This window comes from Myxococcota bacterium (assembly GCA_041389495.1).
Taxonomy (GTDB): Bacteria; Myxococcota_A; UBA9160; order UBA9160; family UBA4427; genus JAWKRT01.
Window position 1 is genome coordinate 883,109 of the sequence record JAWKRT010000001.1, and the last position, 16,994, is coordinate 900,102.

Annotated in this window: 12 protein-coding genes and 1 tRNA gene; 9 read left to right on the plus strand and 4 right to left on the minus strand. The window is 71.9% G+C overall.

Annotated elements, in window-relative coordinates:
• The first annotated feature begins 64 nt into the window (after positions 1-64).
• The 7 genes from R3E88_03935 to R3E88_03965 all read left to right on the plus strand — a co-directional run bounded on the left by R3E88_03935 (position 65) and on the right by R3E88_03965 (position 11,721).
• Positions 65-1,711 (plus strand): NAD(P)/FAD-dependent oxidoreductase, encoded by a 1,647-nt coding sequence (locus R3E88_03935; GenBank protein MEZ4215607.1) that lies wholly within the window; start codon positions 65-67, stop codon positions 1,709-1,711.
• Between the two features lie 293 nt (positions 1,712-2,004).
• The gene (locus R3E88_03940; GenBank protein ID MEZ4215608.1) at positions 2,005-2,217 is read left to right on the plus strand and encodes a hypothetical protein; all 213 of its coding nucleotides are present in this window, start codon (positions 2,005-2,007) and stop codon (positions 2,215-2,217) included.
• Positions 2,218-2,537: 320 nt separating this feature from the next.
• Positions 2,538-3,851 carry a TolC family protein gene (locus R3E88_03945; GenBank protein ID MEZ4215609.1) on the plus strand — a complete coding sequence of 438 codons (1,314 nt, stop codon included), beginning with the start codon at positions 2,538-2,540 and terminating at the stop codon, positions 3,849-3,851.
• A gap of 122 nt (positions 3,852-3,973) precedes the next feature.
• Positions 3,974-4,858: a hypothetical protein gene (locus R3E88_03950; GenBank protein ID MEZ4215610.1), complete on the plus strand. Its 885-nt coding sequence runs from the start codon at positions 3,974-3,976 to the stop codon at positions 4,856-4,858.
• A gap of 19 nt (positions 4,859-4,877) precedes the next feature.
• Positions 4,878-8,027 (plus strand): efflux RND transporter permease subunit, encoded by a 3,150-nt coding sequence (locus tag R3E88_03955; GenBank protein MEZ4215611.1) that lies wholly within the window; start codon positions 4,878-4,880, stop codon positions 8,025-8,027.
• Positions 8,028-8,235: 208 nt separating this feature from the next.
• Positions 8,236-10,461 (plus strand): molybdopterin-dependent oxidoreductase, encoded by a 2,226-nt coding sequence (locus R3E88_03960; GenBank protein ID MEZ4215612.1) that lies wholly within the window; start codon positions 8,236-8,238, stop codon positions 10,459-10,461.
• Positions 10,462-10,491: 30 nt separating this feature from the next.
• On the plus strand, positions 10,492-11,721 hold the full coding sequence (locus R3E88_03965; GenBank protein ID MEZ4215613.1) for a DUF1295 domain-containing protein: 1,230 nt from the start codon (positions 10,492-10,494) through the stop codon (positions 11,719-11,721).
• Positions 11,722-11,746: 25 nt separating this feature from the next.
• Here R3E88_03965 and R3E88_03970 read toward each other — a convergent pair whose 3' ends face one another.
• Positions 11,747-13,006: a sulfotransferase gene (locus R3E88_03970; protein ID MEZ4215614.1), complete on the minus strand. Its 1,260-nt coding sequence runs from the start codon at positions 13,004-13,006 to the stop codon at positions 11,747-11,749.
• A gap of 349 nt (positions 13,007-13,355) precedes the next feature.
• Here R3E88_03970 and R3E88_03975 point away from each other — a divergent pair, with 349 nt between their 5' ends.
• Positions 13,356-14,135 carry an SDR family oxidoreductase gene (locus R3E88_03975; protein MEZ4215615.1) on the plus strand — a complete coding sequence of 260 codons (780 nt, stop codon included), beginning with the start codon at positions 13,356-13,358 and terminating at the stop codon, positions 14,133-14,135.
• Between the two features lie 134 nt (positions 14,136-14,269).
• On the plus strand, positions 14,270-14,938 hold the full coding sequence (locus tag R3E88_03980) for a TetR/AcrR family transcriptional regulator (protein ID MEZ4215616.1): 669 nt from the start codon (positions 14,270-14,272) through the stop codon (positions 14,936-14,938).
• On the opposite strand, the gene R3E88_03985 is transcribed toward R3E88_03980, so the two are convergent.
• From R3E88_03985 to R3E88_03995, 3 genes are all read right to left on the minus strand, one after another.
• Positions 14,899-15,237 carry a hypothetical protein gene (locus R3E88_03985; GenBank protein MEZ4215617.1) on the minus strand — a complete coding sequence of 113 codons (339 nt, stop codon included), beginning with the start codon at positions 15,235-15,237 and terminating at the stop codon, positions 14,899-14,901. The genes R3E88_03980 and R3E88_03985 overlap by 40 nt on opposite strands.
• A gap of 344 nt (positions 15,238-15,581) precedes the next feature.
• Positions 15,582-15,658: transfer RNA gene (locus tag R3E88_03990), tRNA-Arg, on the minus strand.
• A 56-nt stretch (positions 15,659-15,714) separates the two neighbouring features.
• A complete protein-coding gene (locus R3E88_03995; protein ID MEZ4215618.1) occupies positions 15,715-16,932 on the minus strand; it encodes a cytochrome P450 in 1,218 nt (405 codons plus the stop codon).
• Positions 16,933-16,994: the final 62 nt, after the last annotated feature.

Below are 16,994 nucleotides of genomic sequence, written 5' to 3' on the forward strand. Positions count from 1 at the left end.
GCGTCCATCGTCGTCGGGGCCGTCGCCCGGCGGCCCCATCCCGGAGAGCGCGCAGGAGGTTCGGATGGCGACCGGCAAGCAGGCCCCGCGGACGAGCGGGGAGATCGAGCACTTCGACGTCGTGGTGATCGGCGCGGGCGTGAGCGGCATGTACGCGCTGCACCACTTCCGCGAGCTCGGCTACTCGGTGCGCGTGTACGACGGCGCGAGCGATGTCGGCGGCACATGGTGGTACAACCGCTATCCGGGCGCGCGCGTCGACGGTCCCGGCAGCCCCTACTACTGCTACACGTTCTCCGACGAGCTGATGAAGGAATGGGACTGGGCGGAGACCCAGTCCGAGCAGTCCGCCGTGCTCGCCTATCTCGAGCACGTCGCCGACCGCTTCGACCTGCGCCGCGACATCCGTTTCGAGACCTGGGTGCAGGGGGCGCGCTACGACGAGGCGACGCAGCGCTGGACGGTCGAGACGAGCGCGGGCGAGCGCGCCTCCTGCCAGTACCTCGTCTGCGCCGTCGGCGCGCTCTCGACGACCAACATGCCCGACATCCCGGGCATCCACGACTTCGCGGGCGAGACGTACCACACGGGCCAGTGGCCGCACGAGCCCGTCTCGTTCGCGGGCAAGCGCGTCGCCGTGATCGGCACGGGCTCGTCGGGCATCCAGGCGATTCCCGAGATCGCGAAGCAGGCCGACCACGTGCTCGTGCTGCAGCGCACCGCGCAGTTCGCGTTCCCCGCCGGCAACCGGCCCATCACGCCGGAGGAGATGGCGGAGGCGCGCGCCAACTGGGAAGCCACGAAGGCGATGATGCTCGCGAACGGCGGCGGCTTCCCGCACGCCGGCCACTCGCGCTCGGCGCTCGAGGCGACGCCCGAGGAGCGCGAGGCGCTCTACGAGAAGCTCTGGCAGCGCGGCAGCTTCAAGTTCTTCCTCGACAGCTACAACGACATCGCGGTGAGCGAGGAGGCGAACGAGTCGCTCTCCGACTTCGTGCGCAAGAAGATCCGCGCGATCGTGCGCGACCCCGCCGTCGCCGACAAGCTGATGCCCGACCACTTCGTGATGACGAAGCGGCCGATCCTCGAGGACGGCTACTTCGCGGCCTACAACCGCGACAACGTGACGCTCGTCGACCTGCGCGAGGACCCGATCGAGCGCTTCACGCCGACGAGCGTCGTCACGCGCTCGGGCGAGCACCCGATCGACATGCTCGTGCTCGCGACCGGCTTCGACGCCATCAGCGGCTCGATGCTCCGGCTCGACCCGGTCGGCCGCGGCGGCGAGAGCCTGCGCGAGCGCTGGAGCGACCGCTTCCACAACTACCTGGGTATGGCGATCGCCGGCTTCCCCAACCTCTTCATGATCCACGGCCCCGGCTCGCCCGGCGTCTTCTACAACATGCCGCTCGGCGCCGAGCGCCAGCTGAACTGGATCGCCGACCTCGTGCGGCACCTGCGCGACCACGACCTCGGCGCGGTCGAGCCCACGCGCGACAGCGAGGACGCCTGGGGCGCCGAAGTCAGCGGCATCGCCAACGCGACGCTCTTCCCGCGCACCGACTCCTGGTGGACGGGCGCCAACATCCCCGGCAAGCCGCGCTACTTCACGGCCTATCTCGGCGGCGCGATCTACTACCAGCGCCTCGCCGACGTCGCCGCGAAGGAGTACGCGGGCTTCGCGTTCGAGCCGGCGCGGAGCGGGGAGTAGGCGCAGGCGCCGCAGGCCGGCGATGCGGGCGCTCTACGGCGAGGTGATCGACCTCATCTCGCACGGCGCGCGTTCGACGTCCCGTGGCGCCACATCGCGCCCGCCGCGTGGCAGCGCGCGCTGCTCTTCCAGGCCTGGTAGTTCGAGATCTGCCTCGGTGGCGCGGCCGGCGACTCGATCCTCCGTACCCGGCCGATCGATCGGTGCGACGCGATCGCGCATCTTCCGCAGCTCCGGACCTTCCACGCCCCGCACTACGAGCTGCTCGACGGCCAGCTGCCGGCACGCGTACCGTGGATCGCGCTGGCCAGCGCGCGAGCGTGCGCTTCGTCGAGCTCCCGGCACCGCGTCGCGTGGAGCTCCCGCTGTCGGGCGGCGCGATGATCGCGGGTGCCTGGGCGGACCCGCTCGTACGGATGGCCACGCTTCTCGTGCTGGGTGCGGCGCTCCACGTCGGCGGCTGGAGGTACGAGCGCGTCGACTCGATCGAGGACGTCGCTCGCTGACGGCGGCCAGCGTTCCCCGTGCGCATGCACCGGGGCCTCGTCGCGGGAGCGGCGACTTTCGCAGAACTTCTCCGTTCTGAGGCACCCTCTAAAGGAGACACATGCTCGACATGACGAGATCCATCTCCCGCAGAAGCGCCGCGTACGCGGTGCACCTGCACTCGTTCCGGGCGACGTGTGCTCCGCTCCCTTCGACTGGATCGCGGCCTCCGCTGGGTGCGAGCCCTTCATTGGCCGCGTGTGCGAGACGCGCACTGGGCATCCTCGCGCGCACGACGCCGGTTCTCGTCTCCATCGCGGTCGCGGCGGGCTGTCGCCACGTGGCACCCGAGCCGCTCGCGCCTGACACCGCCGCCGCGCACCTCGAGGCGCGCTCGCTCGACGATCCCGCCCTGCGCGATTTTCTCGCGAACGACGTCGCACTCGACGTCTCGAAGTGGCCCCGGTCCGCGTGGACGCTCGACGATCTCACCGCCGTCGGCCTCTTCTACCAGCCCGACGTGCGCGTCGCCGAAGCCGCCGCGGCGGCGGCGCGCGCGCACGTCGCCGCGGCGACACAGCTCCCGAACCCCGTGCTCTCGTTCGCACCGCAGCGTGTCGCGACGCCGACGGCGGGCGTGTCGCCCTGGCTCGCCGTCTTCCAGCTCGATTGGACGTTCGAGACGGCCGGCAAGCGAGCGCATCGACGCGACGCCGAGAGCGCACGCAGCCGCGCCGCCGCGCTCGCGATCCCCGACGCGGTGTGGCGCGTGCGCGCCGCCGTCCACAGCGCGGTCGTGTCGTTCAGTGCGGCCGAGGATCGGCTCGCGTCGCGCCGGCGGGTGCGCGATCTCGAGGAAGAGCTCGGAGAGCTGCTCGCGAAACGGATCACGGCGGGCGCCCTCGCGGAGAGCGACGCATCCCAGCACCACGTCGCGCTGCTTCGAGCGCGGGCCGACGCGATGTCGGCCGAGCGCCAGCTGCTCGAGGCCCGGACACGGCTCGCGGTTGCCATCGGCGTTCCTCGCGCAACCCTCGATGGCGTCGTCGTCGCATTCCGGATCGACGATCCTCCCGTCGACATCGCTCGGCTCTCGTCGGGGGCGGCGCGTCGCGCTGCGCTGACCGGCCGCGCCGACGTGCGCGCGATGCTCGAGGCGTATGCGGCGGCAGAGAGCGATCTCGCACTCGAGCTCGCCCGGCAGGTCCCCGACCTGCACATCGGGCCGAGCTACGAGTTCGACCAAGGAAGCAACAAGTGGGGGCTCCTGCTTGCGCTCGAGCTTCCAGTGCTGAGCCGGAATGAGGGTGCGATCGACGAGGCACTCGCACGGCGTGCGGAGATCGCCGCTCGATTCGAGGCGCTCCAGGCGCGCGTGATCTCGGAGCTCGACCTCGCCTCGGCGCGGATCGACGGAGCGACCGAGGAATCCCTCGCCGCGGAGCTCCTGCTCGCCGAGGCACGCCGGCGCGAGCGTGCGGCCGCGGAGGCCGTGGAGCTCGGCGCCTCCGATCGCGTCGCATTCCTCGACGCAGAGCTCGAGGTCGAACGCGCGCGGGCGCTCGGCGTCGACGCGCGCGAGCATCTCCACCTGGCCGCGGCGGAGCTCGAGCGGGCGGTCGAGCCGGCTCGGCTCTTCACGGAGCGGCGATGACACGGAACGGGCGTCCGGCGAGGAGCGCGGCCATCCTCGCGCTCGCAATGCTGTCGCTGGCGACTGCACTCGCTGCGGGCTGCAACGCGCCGGACCGCATCGACGGCGACGGTCCCGACGGAGTGCCCACGAACGCCGGGCACGTCGCGCCTTCGGTCGTGCTCGACGAGGTCGGAGTCGCGCATGCCGGCATCGAGGTCGCCCCCGCCACGGCGAGCCACCTCGAGAAGCGCGTCGAAGCGTACGGACGCGTGCTCGATCCGACCGCTGCGGTGGAGGCCGTGGCGAGACGCTCGGCCGCGCGCGTCGAGGCGGAGGCAGCGGCGCGCGAGCGGGCTCGCGTCGAGGCGCTCTCGCTCGACAGGCAGAACGCGTCGCTGCGCGACGTCGAGGCGGCGCGAGTGGCGGCCGCGCGCGCACAGGCCGACCTCGCCGGCGCCGAGGCGCGTGTGGTCGGAGCGCTCGGCACGGTTCTCGCGCACGACGCCGGGCTCGACGCCCTGTCTCGTCGCCTCGCACGGCGCGAGGCGGTGCTCGTGCGCGTCGCGGTGCCGCCGGGGTCACCGCCGGTCGAAGCGGAGGACGGCGCGCAGCTTCTCGCCCTTCCGGAGCGCGACACGATGCGCGCAACGCGCTTCGCCGGCACCGCGCCCGACGTCGACCCGTCGCTGCCGGGCACGTCCTATCTGTTCGTCGTCGAGTCGGATGCGCTTCCGGTCGGTGCACCCGTGCGCGCGCTCCTGCGCGGTGCGGGCGCGGCGCGCGATGGAGTCGACGTGCCCGCGGCCGCGGTCGTCCGGCGTGGCGGCGAGCTCTTGGTCTTCGTCGAGCGCGAACCCTATGCGTTCGATCTCCGCCGCGTCTCCGCCGAACCCCGCAGCGCAACCGAGTGGTTCGTCGGCGCCGGGCTCGAGACCGGGGAACGCGTCGTCGTGGCGGGCGCGCAGCAGCTCCTGTCCGCGGAGAGCCTTGCGACTCGAGCGGACGCGGCTTCCGACGGCGACTGAGGGAGGCGCGAACGCACTCGTGCTCGGCTGGCTCGTCGCGCTCTCGCTCCGTCACCGTGGCGTCGTGATCGCGCTCGCGTGCGCTGCACTCCTGCTCGGCGGCCGCGCCGCGATGCGGGCGAAGCTCGACGTCTTCCCCGACTTCGTCCCGCCGCAGGTCGTGATCCAGACGGAGGCACCCGGCTTCGCGCCGGAGCAAGTCGAGCAGCTCGTGACGATCCCCGTCGAGTCGGCGATCGGCGGTGTCGGCGGGCTCGCGTCACTCCGCTCCGAGTCGATTCAAGGGCTCTCGGTCGTCACCGCGACGTTCGCCGACGACACTTCGGTGCTGGCCCTGCGCCAGGCGCTCGCCGAGCGGCTCGGAACCGTCGCTGGGCGTCTGCCACAGGGCGTCGGGCTTCCGAAGATGGAGCCGCTGACGTCTTCGACGATGGACGTCCTGAAGATCGGCATCGTGTCGGAGCGGCTGTCGCCGGCCGAGCTTCGCGATCTCGCGGCATGGACGATGCAGCCGAAGCTCCTGGCGGTACCGGGTGTCGCGCGCGTCAACGTCTTCGGCGGAGACGTCCGGCAGCTGAGGATCGAGGTCCGCCCGGAAGACCTCATCGCCTACGGCCTGACGATGGCGGAGGTGGTGACGGCCGCGCAGCGCGCGACCGGTGTGCTCGGCGCGGGTTTCGTGGACACGCCGAACCAGCGGATCGTCCTGCGCGCGGAGGGGCAGGCGCTCACCGCGGAGGAGCTCGGCGCTGCGACGGTCGCACGGACATCGACGTCGACGGTGCGGTTGCGCGATGTCGCGCGCGTCGTGGAGGGAGTCGCGCCGCCGTACGGCGATGCGCTCGTGCAGGGTCGCCCGGGCGTCCTGCTGACGATCTCGAGTCAGTACGGCGCGAACACGCTCGAGGTCACGCATGCGCTCGAGCGCGCCCTCGACGAGCTCGCACCGCTCCTCGAGGCGAGCGGGGTGGAGCTGTTCTCGCGGCTGCACCGCCCGGCGACCTTCATCGAGCGGGCGCTGGCGAACCTGCGCTTCTCGCTCGTGGCCGGCGCGGTGCTGGTCGTCGCGGTGCTGTTCCCATTCCTCGGCCGCCTGCGTACCACGCTGATCTCCATCACCGCGATCCCGATCTCCCTGCTCGGCGCCGTGATCGTCCTCGAGCGATGCGGCCTGACCCTGAACACGATGACGCTGGGCGGCCTCGCCATCGCGATCGGCGAGGTCGTCGACGACGCGATCATCGACGTCGAGAACATCGTCCGCCGTCTGCGCGAGAACCGACGACTCGCACACCCGCATCCGGCTCGCGACGTCGTGTCATCGGCGTCGCTCGAGGTCCGCGGCGCGGTCGTCTACGCGACGTTCGTGATCGCCGTCGTGCTCCTCCCGCTGCTCACGCTGTCGGGGCTTGCGGGCCGGTTCTTCGCGCCGCTCGGCCTGGCCTATCTCGCTGCCGTTCTGGTCTCGCTCGTCGTCGCGCTCACGCTCACCCCGGCTCTGTGTCTCGTCGTAATGGGCAACGATGCCTCGATGGACGACGGGGAGCCCCGCCTGCAGACGTGGGTCAAGCGCCGCTACCAGCGGCTCCTCTCGCGTTTGCTCGCGCACCCCCGAGCGCTGCGCGGCACCGCGCTGGCGGCCTCCGTCGCCGCACTGCTCGTTCTCCCCTTCCTCGGAGGCGGATTCCTCCCCGACTTCCAGGAAGGCCACCTCGTGCTGCAGGTCTCGGAGGTCCCCGGTGCGTCGATCGCGGAGATGCGGCGTGTCGGTGTCGACGTCTCGCGCGAGATCCTCGCCCTGCCGGACGTCGCGACGGTCGAGCAGCAGATCGGGCGAGCCGAGCAGGGCGAAGACACCTGGGGGCCCAATCGGAGCGAGTTCCACGTCGAGCTCAGGTCCGACTTTGCCGGGCGGGGGAGCGAGATCGCGGACGCGGTCGGCGACCTTCTCGCCCACCAGCCGGGTATCTCGTTCGAGGTGCTCACGTTCCTCGGCGACCGCATCAGCGAGACGTTGACGGGGGAGACCGCACCGGTCGTCGTCGACGTCGTCGGACCCGACCTCGACGCACTCGACGCGAAGGCCGCGGAGATCGCGGCAGTCATCGAACGCATCCCCGGCGCTTCCGAGGTGCAGGTGAAGTCACCGGCGGGGTCGCCGATGCTCGCCATCGAGCTGCGACGCGACGCGCTCGCAGAGCTCGGTGCGTTGCCGGTCGACGTGCTCGAGACCGTTGCGCTCGCCTATCAAGGGAGGGTCGTGGCCGAGACGCACGCGGGAAACCGCACCGAGGACGTGGTCGTGACGTTGCCTGCGGACGTGCGCGGCGACCCGACGGCCGTCGGTGCGCTGCTCGTGCGAACGATCGACGGCGCGTCGTTTCCGCTCGGGGCGCTCGCCGACATCCGACCCGAGAGCGGCCGGGCCTCGATCCTGCACAAGGGCGCGCGTCGCAGGCAGAGCGTCACGTGCGTTCCGCGCGATCGCGACGTCGTGTCGTTCTCGGCAGACGTGGAGCGCGCGATCCGCGAACGAGTCTCACTCCCACCCGGCACGTACGTCGAGGTCGGCGGCACGGCGCAGGCCCAGACGGAGGCGCGCAACGAGCTCCTCGCGGAGTGCGGAGTCGCCGCGATCGCGGTCGCGCTCCTCCTGTGGCTGGCGTTCCGAAGCACACGTCTGGTCGCGCTCGTGCTCGCGAACGTTCCGTTCGGACTCGTCGGCGGAGTCGCGGCCGTGCTGTTCGTCGGGCTCGTCGCGCCCGACAGCGCCGGACTCACCATGGGAGCGCTCGTCGGGTTCATCACCCTGCTCGGGATCACGATGCGCAACTCGATCATGCTGATCTCGCACTATCGGCACCTCGTCGAGGTCGAGGGCGCGTCCTGGGACCTTGCGACGGTCGTTCGAGGCGCGACCGATCGCGTCGTCCCCATCCTGATGACGGCGCTCGTCACGGGCCTCGGCCTCCTGCCGCTCGCGCTCGGCACCGGAACCGCGGGGCGTGAGATCGAAGGGCCGATGGCGATCGTCATCCTCGGTGGACTCGCGAGCTCGACCGCGCTCAATCTGCTCGTGCTGCCGTCCCTCGCGGCCCGCACCGCGCGCTTCCGACGCGCCGAGCCGGGGGCCGCGATGGAGCAGCCAGGTCCGGGAGTGGATCGCTGAGGGTCGCCCTCGGAAATCGAGCACGCCCGCCGCGCGTCGCGCGCGCACCGGCGCGGGCGGCGATGTCGCCGCGCTGAGTGGCCCGCGGAGCGGTTCGCGGGCGTCCGACGCGTCGGTCGCAAAGCGAGTAGTGCGGGAGCGGGGGCGTCCGGTAGAACGAGCGCGTCGCGCGAAGTGCGTCGCTCGAGACGACCGAGGGGGCCCCACCGTGCCGGCGACCCGGACCCACCACAGCTTCTGTCGGATCTGCGAGTGCATGTGCGGCATCGAGGTCGACGTCCGCGACAACCGGATCGAGGCGATCCGGCCCGATCGCGAGCACGTCGCCAGTGAAGGCTATGTCTGCGTGAAGGGCACGTCCTTCGCCGGCACGCAGCACAGCCCCGATCGCATCGTCGAGCCGATGAAGCGCAGCGGATCGACCTGGCAGGCGATCTCGTGGACGCAGGCGCTGCGCGAGATCGGGGAGCGTCTGCGCGCGATCCGCGCGGAGCACGGTGGCGAGGCGATCGCGCACTGGGTCGGCGCCGCGGCGGGCGTGAACGTCGTCACGCCGCTCGTGCGCCGCGCGTTCTTCGAGGCCGCCGGCTCGCACGCGATGTACGGCAACTCGTCGCTCGACTGCGCCAACAAGTTCCGCGTGTGCGAGGACATGTACGGCTCGCCGTTCCGGCTCCCGTTCCCGGACGTCGACCACAGCGGCTTCCTGATGTTCCTCGGCGCGAACCCCGCCGTGTCCGGCACGTCCCTCTTCCATCTCCCGCACGCCGTGCGGCGGCTCCGCCAGATCGTCAAGCAGGGCGGGCGGGTCGTCTTCGTGAACCCGCGGCGGACGGAGACGTCGATCGCGGGCGAGCACCTCTTCATCCGTCCGGACACCGACGTGTTCTTCCTCGCGGCGTTCCTCGGCGAGATCCTTCGCGCGCGCGCGTTCGATGCGGCGCACGTCGCGCGCCACATGAAGGGGCTCGATCGACTCGAGCGCGTCGTCGCGCCGTGGACGCCCGAGCGGCAGGAGCGCGTGACGGGCGTGCCGGCCGATACGCTGCGCGAGCTCGTCGAGGCGCACCGCCGGGCGGACGGCGCCGCGCTCTACATGTCGACGGGCGTGAACCAGGGCCGCCACGGCACGCTGTGCTTCTGGCTGCAGGAAGCGATCAACGCCGTGTCCGGCAATCTCGATCGACGCGGCGGCAGCCTGATGGGGTCGTCGGGGCTCGTCGACTTCGCCGCCGAGGGAAGGAAGAACGGGCAGCTCGTCCGACGCACGCACCGGCACGACGGGCTTCCGTCGATCGTCGAGTCCTACCCGAGCGCGATGTTCGCCGCCGACGTCCTCGAGGGCCCCACGCCTCCGCGCGCGCTGTTCATCGAGGCCTCGAACCCGCTGATCGTGGCGCCGAACCCGGGCGGCCGCCTGACCGAGGCGATCCGCGCGCTCGACCTCGTGGTCTCGATCGATCTGTTCCGCAACGAGACCGCGAACCTCGCCGACTACATCCTGCCGGCGACGACGTTCCTCGAGCGCGAGGACATCCCGTACGCGATCCAGAGCATGGCCGGCAACATGCCGGTCCCGTACGTGACCTACACCGATCCCGTGCTGGAGGCGCCGCCGGGCGTGCGGCCCGAGTGGTGGATCTGGCTGCGGCTCGCGGACGCCGCGGGACTCACGCTGTTCGATCGTCCCTGGCTCCACCGCCTGCTGCAGTGGAACGCGCGCGCATTCGCCACGCCCGTGCTCGGCCGGCTGGCGTTGCGTCCGAAGACGCTCATCTCGGGCATGCTGCGCGGCGCGGGGCTTCGCTCCGCGAGCCGGCTGATGCGCGAGCACCCGCACGGCGTGCTCCTCGAGCCGAACCGGCCGGGCACGTTCCTCGGCACCGACCGCGTGCTGACCGGCGACGGACGCATCGAGCTCGCGCCGCGCGAGCTCGTCGAAGCGGCCGCGGACCTCGATGCGAGCTACGCGCGCGAGCGCGCCAGCACCGACTCGCTGAAGCTCATCTCGAAGCGCGAGCTCAAGTCGCTCAACTCGTGGATGCACAACAACCCCGAGCTCGGTGCGCCGGCGACGAACCATCTCCACGTACACCCCGTCGACGCGGGACGTCTCGGCCTCGAGGACGGCGGCTGGGCGAGCGTGCAGTCCGCGGTGGACACGGTCGTCGCGCCGGTGCGGATCACCGACGAGCTGATGCCGGGCACGGTCGCGCTCCCGTTCGGCTGGGGCCACGAGACGGCGGACGGCCTCTCGCTCGCGCGCACGCGGCCCGGCGTGAACGTGAACCGCCTCGCGCCCGATGGACGCGACGCGACGTGCCCGCTCTCGGGGATGGCGGTGTTGTCCGGCATCCCGGTGTCGGTGCGCCCGGCCTCGGCGCCCGACGCGCAGGGGGTGAACGCACCGGCCGCCCTCTCCGGGCCGCACTAGCAGACAGGGGATGCGATGAGCGCGCGTCGGATGCCGGTGGCACAGATCAACGTCGTCGTGATGACGGCGATCGTCTACTACCTCTACTTCGGGATCGAGTTCAACGGCGGGGGGCTGATTCCGGGCTCCGGGTCGGACTGGCGCGGATTCTTCGCGGCGATCGTTCCGACGCTCGGCGCCGCCGCCGTCTACGTCGCCTGGTTCGCCTTCCAGGTCGTGCTCGAGCGCGCGCTCCCGGCGCGCATCGTCCAGGGGACGCCCCTTCCCGACGGCTCGCGCCTCGACTACCGCATCAACGGGCTCGCCGCGATGCTCGTCACGCTCGCGTGCGTGGGCGCCGGGTACGCGGCCGGCGTGCTCGACCTGCCGTGGATCCATCGCGAGTTCGGCTCGCTGATCAGCGTGACGACGCTGTTCTCGTTCGCACTCGCGTGGTGGATGTGGCGGATCGGGAGGAGGAGCCCGGGCGGGCCGAGCAAGGAGTCGGGGGCCTTCGCGCGCGACTACTTCTACGGCGTCGCGTTGAACCCGCGCACGCCCGCCCGCACGGGCTTCGACTGGAAGTTCTTCTGCGAGTGCCGGCCGGGCCTGATCGGCTGGATCGTCATCGATCTGGCCATGGCGGCGTCGCAGTACGAACGCCACGGCTTCGTGACCGCGCCGATGGTCGCGATCGTCGTCCTCCAGGCGGCCTACGTGCTCAACAACTTCCGCAACGAGGCGTGGCTGCTGACGACGATCGACATCCAGAGCGAGCGCTTCGGGTGGATGCTCGTGTTCGGCGATCTCGTGCTCGTGCCCATGACGTACAGCCTCTCGGCCTACTGGCTCGTCGACCACTTCCTCGCACCGCCCGCGTGGCACGCGCCCATGGCGCTCTTCGTCGGCGTCGCGGGCTTCGCGATCTTCATCGACTCGAACCTGCAGAAGGCGCGCTTCCGCCGCGATCCCGACGGCTGCCGCATCTGGGGCAGGCCGGCGGAGTCGATGCCGACGCAGCGCGGGACGCGCCTGCTCTTGTCCGGCTACTGGGGCATGGCGCGGCACGTCAACTATCTCGGCGACTGGCTGATCGCGCTGTCGTTCGGGCTGACGGCCGGCTTCGGATCGTGGATCCCGTACTTCTACCCGACGTGGTTCGCCGTCCTGCTCGTCACGCGCGAGCGGCGCGACGATCGCTGGTGCGCCGCGAAGTACGGCGACGACTGGGAACGCTACAAGCAGCGGGTTCCGTGGCGGATCGTTCCGGGCGTCTACTGAGGCGGCGCCCGCGGCGGGAGTCGTCTCAGGCCTCCATCTCGAGGCGGACCGCGAACCGGTCCGTGTACTTCCGGAACCGCTCGCGCAGGTGGCCCGCGTCGAGGCCGAAGTCGGCGAGGTCGTAGTCGATGCGTCCGTGCCGTCCCTGTGGATGGGTGCGTGCGTAGTCGGCGATCGCCCGCTTCGAGACGTCGTCGAGCGGCTGGCCCGCCTTCGCGTACGCGCGCGCCACCATCGCGTCGCCGTCCGCGACGAGCTCGTGGAACGCGATGTCGATCGACTGCGTCGCCGGCCACACGTCGCGGTCGCGGACGCAGGCGTCGAGCATGTCCCCGACGCGATCCACCAGGAAGGCGCCGAGCCCGTGCGGGTCCGGGTGATCCTGCGCGAGCCGCGCGGTGTACGTCATCATCGTCAGGTACGACGCGACGATGGGCAGCGGGTCGCGATGGTTGATCACGAGCGTCGCGTCCGGGAACACCTCCGCGAGCACCGGCAGCAGCTCGAGGTGCTGGGGCGTCTTGAGCGCCCAGCGGTCGCCGCCGCGCAGGAACGTGATCGCCTGCAGCGCGCGCTTCATGTAGCGGTAGCTCGCGGTCTTGTCGCTCTCCTCGTACCACTCGCTGTACGCGCGCAGCGGGCCGGGCGCCTCGAGGTACATCGTCGAGAAGTCGAGCGCGAGCAGGTCGATCTCCTCGTGCGCGTGGTCCCACGTCATGTCGTGCATCTTGGGGAAGTGCGGCATCGCGCCGTTCACCCACTCGAGCGCGGCGCGACAGCGCGCGATCCGCGGATCGGTCTCGCGGAAGGGCGCCGGCTCCTCGCCGGGCAGGACCGGCTCGAGGGCCTCCCAGTAGGGGAGCGTGCGCAGGGCCGGGTCGGCGGCCATCGCGTTGTGCAGATGCGTCGTGCCCGTGCGCGGGAAGCCCGTGATGACGATCGGCCGGGCGATCTCGACGTCCTCGGCTTCGGGATGTCGCGCGAACAGGTCCTCCACGCACAGACGGTTCCTGAGGAAGCGCAGGATCTCGGCGTGCTTCGACACCCGTCCGAAGGCGGAGAACGGCCGTTCGCTGCGCAGCGACTCGAGCAACGCCTCGAGGCCCGGTCGGAACGAATCGCTCCCGAAGTCGGACAGGCCCGTCTCGGCGACCGCCTGCGCGCACAGGGCATCGATCTCGAAGGAGAGCGTCGGCGCGATCGACTTCGCGGCCTCGAGCTGCTCGCGCACCGCGGGCGCGTGCCGGGGCTCCGCGAGGTCGTCGAGTCGCGTCGTGCGGGTCATGCGAAGTCCTCCGCGTGCGCGCCGATCCCGGCGGCTGCGGACGCGCAGTGCAGCACGCCGCGTCGGCGCGCCTCCACTCGCTTCCCGGCGTCGCCCGCGGTGAACGAGTCGCCCGCGGTTGCAGGGGAAATGGCGCTCCGTCGGCGCGTCGCCGGGGCCTGCTCGACTTTCGGACGGTGCGCGCGCGCACCGGGCCGGAAATCGAGCCCGTCCCGGTCGGCGTCGCCGACGCGGCGCCGCGTCGCGAGATTCCGCACCAGGTTCGCGCACCTGCGGCGCACCGGTCGCCCGCGGCGGCGCGCCGGCAAGCGAGTCGGCCTGCGCAGGCGTTCGGTGGTAGGAAGCAGCCATGTTCCACGGAAGAACGGTGGTGGTGGCGGGCGCGGGGCCGGGCCTCGGCGAGGAGGTCGCGCGCATCGTGCTCCGCGAGGGCGGCAACGCCGTCCTCGGAGCGCGCGACGAGGAGCGCGTCCGCGCGATCGCGCGGTCGCTCGACCCGGAGGGCGCGCGCACGCTCGCCCTTCGCTGCGACATCGAGAGCGCACCGGACTGCGAGGGGCTCGTGGCGGCCGCGCTCGAGCGCTTCGGCCGCGTCGACGGGCTCGCCTGCGTCGCCGCGCGCATCGACGTCCACGGCTCGATCGAGACGACGGCGATCGACGGCTGGCGCGCGGTGATCGAGACCAACGTCATCGGCACGGTGCAGATGCTCCAGGCCGCGATTCCCGCGCTCAAGCAACGCGGCGGCGCGGTGGTGATCGTCGGCTCGCAGTCCGAGGTGCAGCCGAAGCCCGCGCCGACGTTCATCGCCTACGGAGCGAGCAAGGCCGCGATGCACGCGGCCGTGATCTACATGGCGGGCCAGCTCGGCCCCGCCGGCGTTCGCGTGAACCGCGTCGTGCCGAGCACCATGTGGACGCCGACGCTCGAAGGCTTCGCGAGCCACATGGCGAAGGAGCAGGGCTGCTCGCTCGACGACGTGAAGGCGAGGTTCTCGGCCGACATGCCGCTCGGTCGCATGCCGACGGGTGCCGAGACGGCGGAGGCCATCGCCTTCCTGCTCTCGGACCGGGCCAGCGCGATCACGGGACAGGCGCTGTTCGTGAACTCGGGGGAGTGGATGGCGTGAGCGGCGCGGAGGGCGGGGTGGATCCCGCTTGTTCCGCCCGCGAGGTGCATGCAGAATCGCCCGGCCGGATCGGGGAGCCGGACCGGGATGCGCGCCCCTCCCGAGCCGTGCCATCCGCGCGCGCCGGGGGTCCCGTGGCGAACGAGCGTGGCGACAACCTCACCCCGCGCCGCCAGCCGACGCAAGGCCGCGCGCGCGTGCTCATCACGGCGATCCGCCAGGCGGCGCGCGAGATCCTCGCGGCCGAAGGCCCCGACGCATTGACGACGAACCGCGTCGCGGATCGCGCCGGCGTCTCGATCGGCTCCCTCTACCACTACTACGCGAACAAGGAATCGATCGTCGCCGACATCTTCGAGGAGGAGGTGCAGGCGCTCCAGCGCGACATCGACGACCTCGCGCACGGCGTCGAGCTGAGCGATCTACCGCTCCCGCGCGCGCTCTCCGAGTACGTCGCGATGGTGTTCCGACACCGGCGGCGCTTCGCGAACATCCACCGGGAGTTCGTTCGCGACTTCGGCACGCGGTTCGAGCTCCCCTCCCGTCGCTCGCCCGATGGACGCACGTACGAGGAGATCACCGTCGCGTGGCTCGTCGATCTCGTGGCCGACAACCGGCACGCGACCGGCGTCTCCGATCCCGAGGTGGCGGCCCACATGCTCGTGCTGCTGGCGGACGGCTTCGCGCGCGCGACCGCCGAGGAACGCCTGCCCGACATCGCCGAGAGCGAGATCTGCGAAGGCCTCGTGCGCGCGATGCTCGGCTACCTCGGCTTCCGCCCCGAGCTCGCGGCGCGCTCCTGACGCCGCCTCGGGCGGCGCGGCCACGCGGCGAACCGGCACGACGTCACGATCGCCTGCCGCAGGAGCCGAACGAAGAGGACGACTGGCGCGCGAATGCAGCCGATAGAGTTCGGCACCGACTGCCCGACGAGCACCTCGAGGCCACGCGAAGCCTGCCGCTCGATCGCGGTGACGGCGCACGGGGCGGACGTGCCGACTCGCTGGTGACCGAGTGGGTGCATCCGTCGCAGGCGCGCGGCCTGCCCGACGAAGTCCTTCTTCGGTGGGTCGAGATCGCCGTCGACGAGCTGCGCGAGCACGCCGAGACGAGCCGCGCACTCGACTGGCCACGCCGAGCCGCCGCGGAAACCGTTCGCTGCCAACGTCGCGCAGCCCGTCTCTCGTCCGCGCGCCGCGCCGTCGGGGTCCCGCCGGCCCGGCTCCGCGCCGAACTGCGGAGGGCCTGGGCGCGGCAAACGAGCGGGCTGCCGGGCCTTGCGCTCTGCGACGTTGCGGCGCTTCGCGGCGAGCCCGCAGCCGCGGTGCTCTCGGTACCCCAGGTCAAGCACGCGTTCCCACGTGCCCGAGTGCTGCACCAGGCAGCCAATGGCTGCAGTCGGCGCCCGCAGCGACAGCCGCGAAACGCACGGCTCTTCGGATTCATTGGTGCGCCGGGAGGGATTCGAACCCCCGACCCTCAGGTTCGAAGCCTGATGCTCTATCCAGCTGAGCTACCGGCGCGCGGAGGTGGCGCGGAGGATAGCGGCGCGGGCCTGCGCGTCACGCGGCGGTGCGCGTCACGCGGGCGTGCGCGGGGCGAAGCGCAGGGGCAGGGCTTCCATCCTGTGGACGGTGACGCGCGGGGTCCAGCGGGGCTCGGCGAGGAGCTCGAGGTCGTCGCAGGTGGCGACGAGGGTGGCGAGGGCTTCCTGGAGCTCGCAGCGGGCGAGGGCCTGGCCGAGGCAGAAGTGGTCGCCGAGGGAGAAGGTGAGCGACCACTGGCGCGGGTCGCGCGCGGGGTCGAAGCGGTCGGGGTCGGGGTAGCGGCGCGGGTCGCGGTTGGGCGCGCCGATCGGGATCGCGACGGGCTCGCCGGCGGCGAAGTCGAGGCCGAAGGCGCGGTGGGCGCGGACGGCCTTCTTGCCGATCGCGAAGAAGCCGGGCCGCATGCGCAGCACCTCTTCGGCGGTCGAGCGCTTCCAGCGCTCGGGGTCGCGGCGGAGGGCGTCGGCGGCCTCGGGGTGCCTCGTTAGTTCGAGCGCGCCGCTCGCGATGACGCTCGCCGTGGTCTCGATCGCGCCGCCGAACAGGTTCGAGAAGAGCACGACGAGCTCGTGGTGCGAGAGCGCGTCGCCGCCGTCCTCGGCCGCGATCAGGTGGCCGAGCAGGTCGTCGCGCGGCTCGGCGCGGCGGCGCTCGTAGAGCTCGCCGACGAACTCCATCATGGCGGCGAACGTGGCGTTCGCGGTGGCGCGCACCTCGGGCGTGACGTTCGGACCGAAGGCGTCGACGGCGCCGCTGCCCATGCGCTTCGCGACCTCGAGCGCCTCGCCGAGCTCGATGCCGAGGAAGTCGGTGATGGCGAGGAACGGGAGCCGGCGCGCGAAGTCGGCGACGACGTCGAGCTGGCCGGCGTCGCGGTGCGCGTCGAGCAGCGCGCGGGCGTGGGCGCGGATGCGCGGCCGCAGCGCGTCGACGCTGCGGTGGGTGAGCGCCCGCGAGACGAGCGCGCGCAGGCGCGCGTGCGGCGCGCCGTTCAGCGCGCCGAGCGAACTCCTGCGCCACTCCCAGAGCGGGTCGCCCGGCGCGAAGCCGCGCGCGGCGATGAACTCGAGCCCCTCGTTCTCGAAGTCGCCGCTCTTGAGCAGCGCCTCGCAGTCGGCGAACCGGAGGACGGCCTTCGTGCCGGCGTCGGTCGCGGCCGTGCGGTGCTCCTCGCGCAGGCGCGCGAGCACGGGGTACGGGTCCTGCCAGAACGCGGCGTCGGCGAGCGGGATCACGGGCGCGTCGGGCATGCGCGCCTTGTATCACCCTCCGCGAACCGGGAGCTAGCCTCGCGCCGCGCGATCGGCGCAGT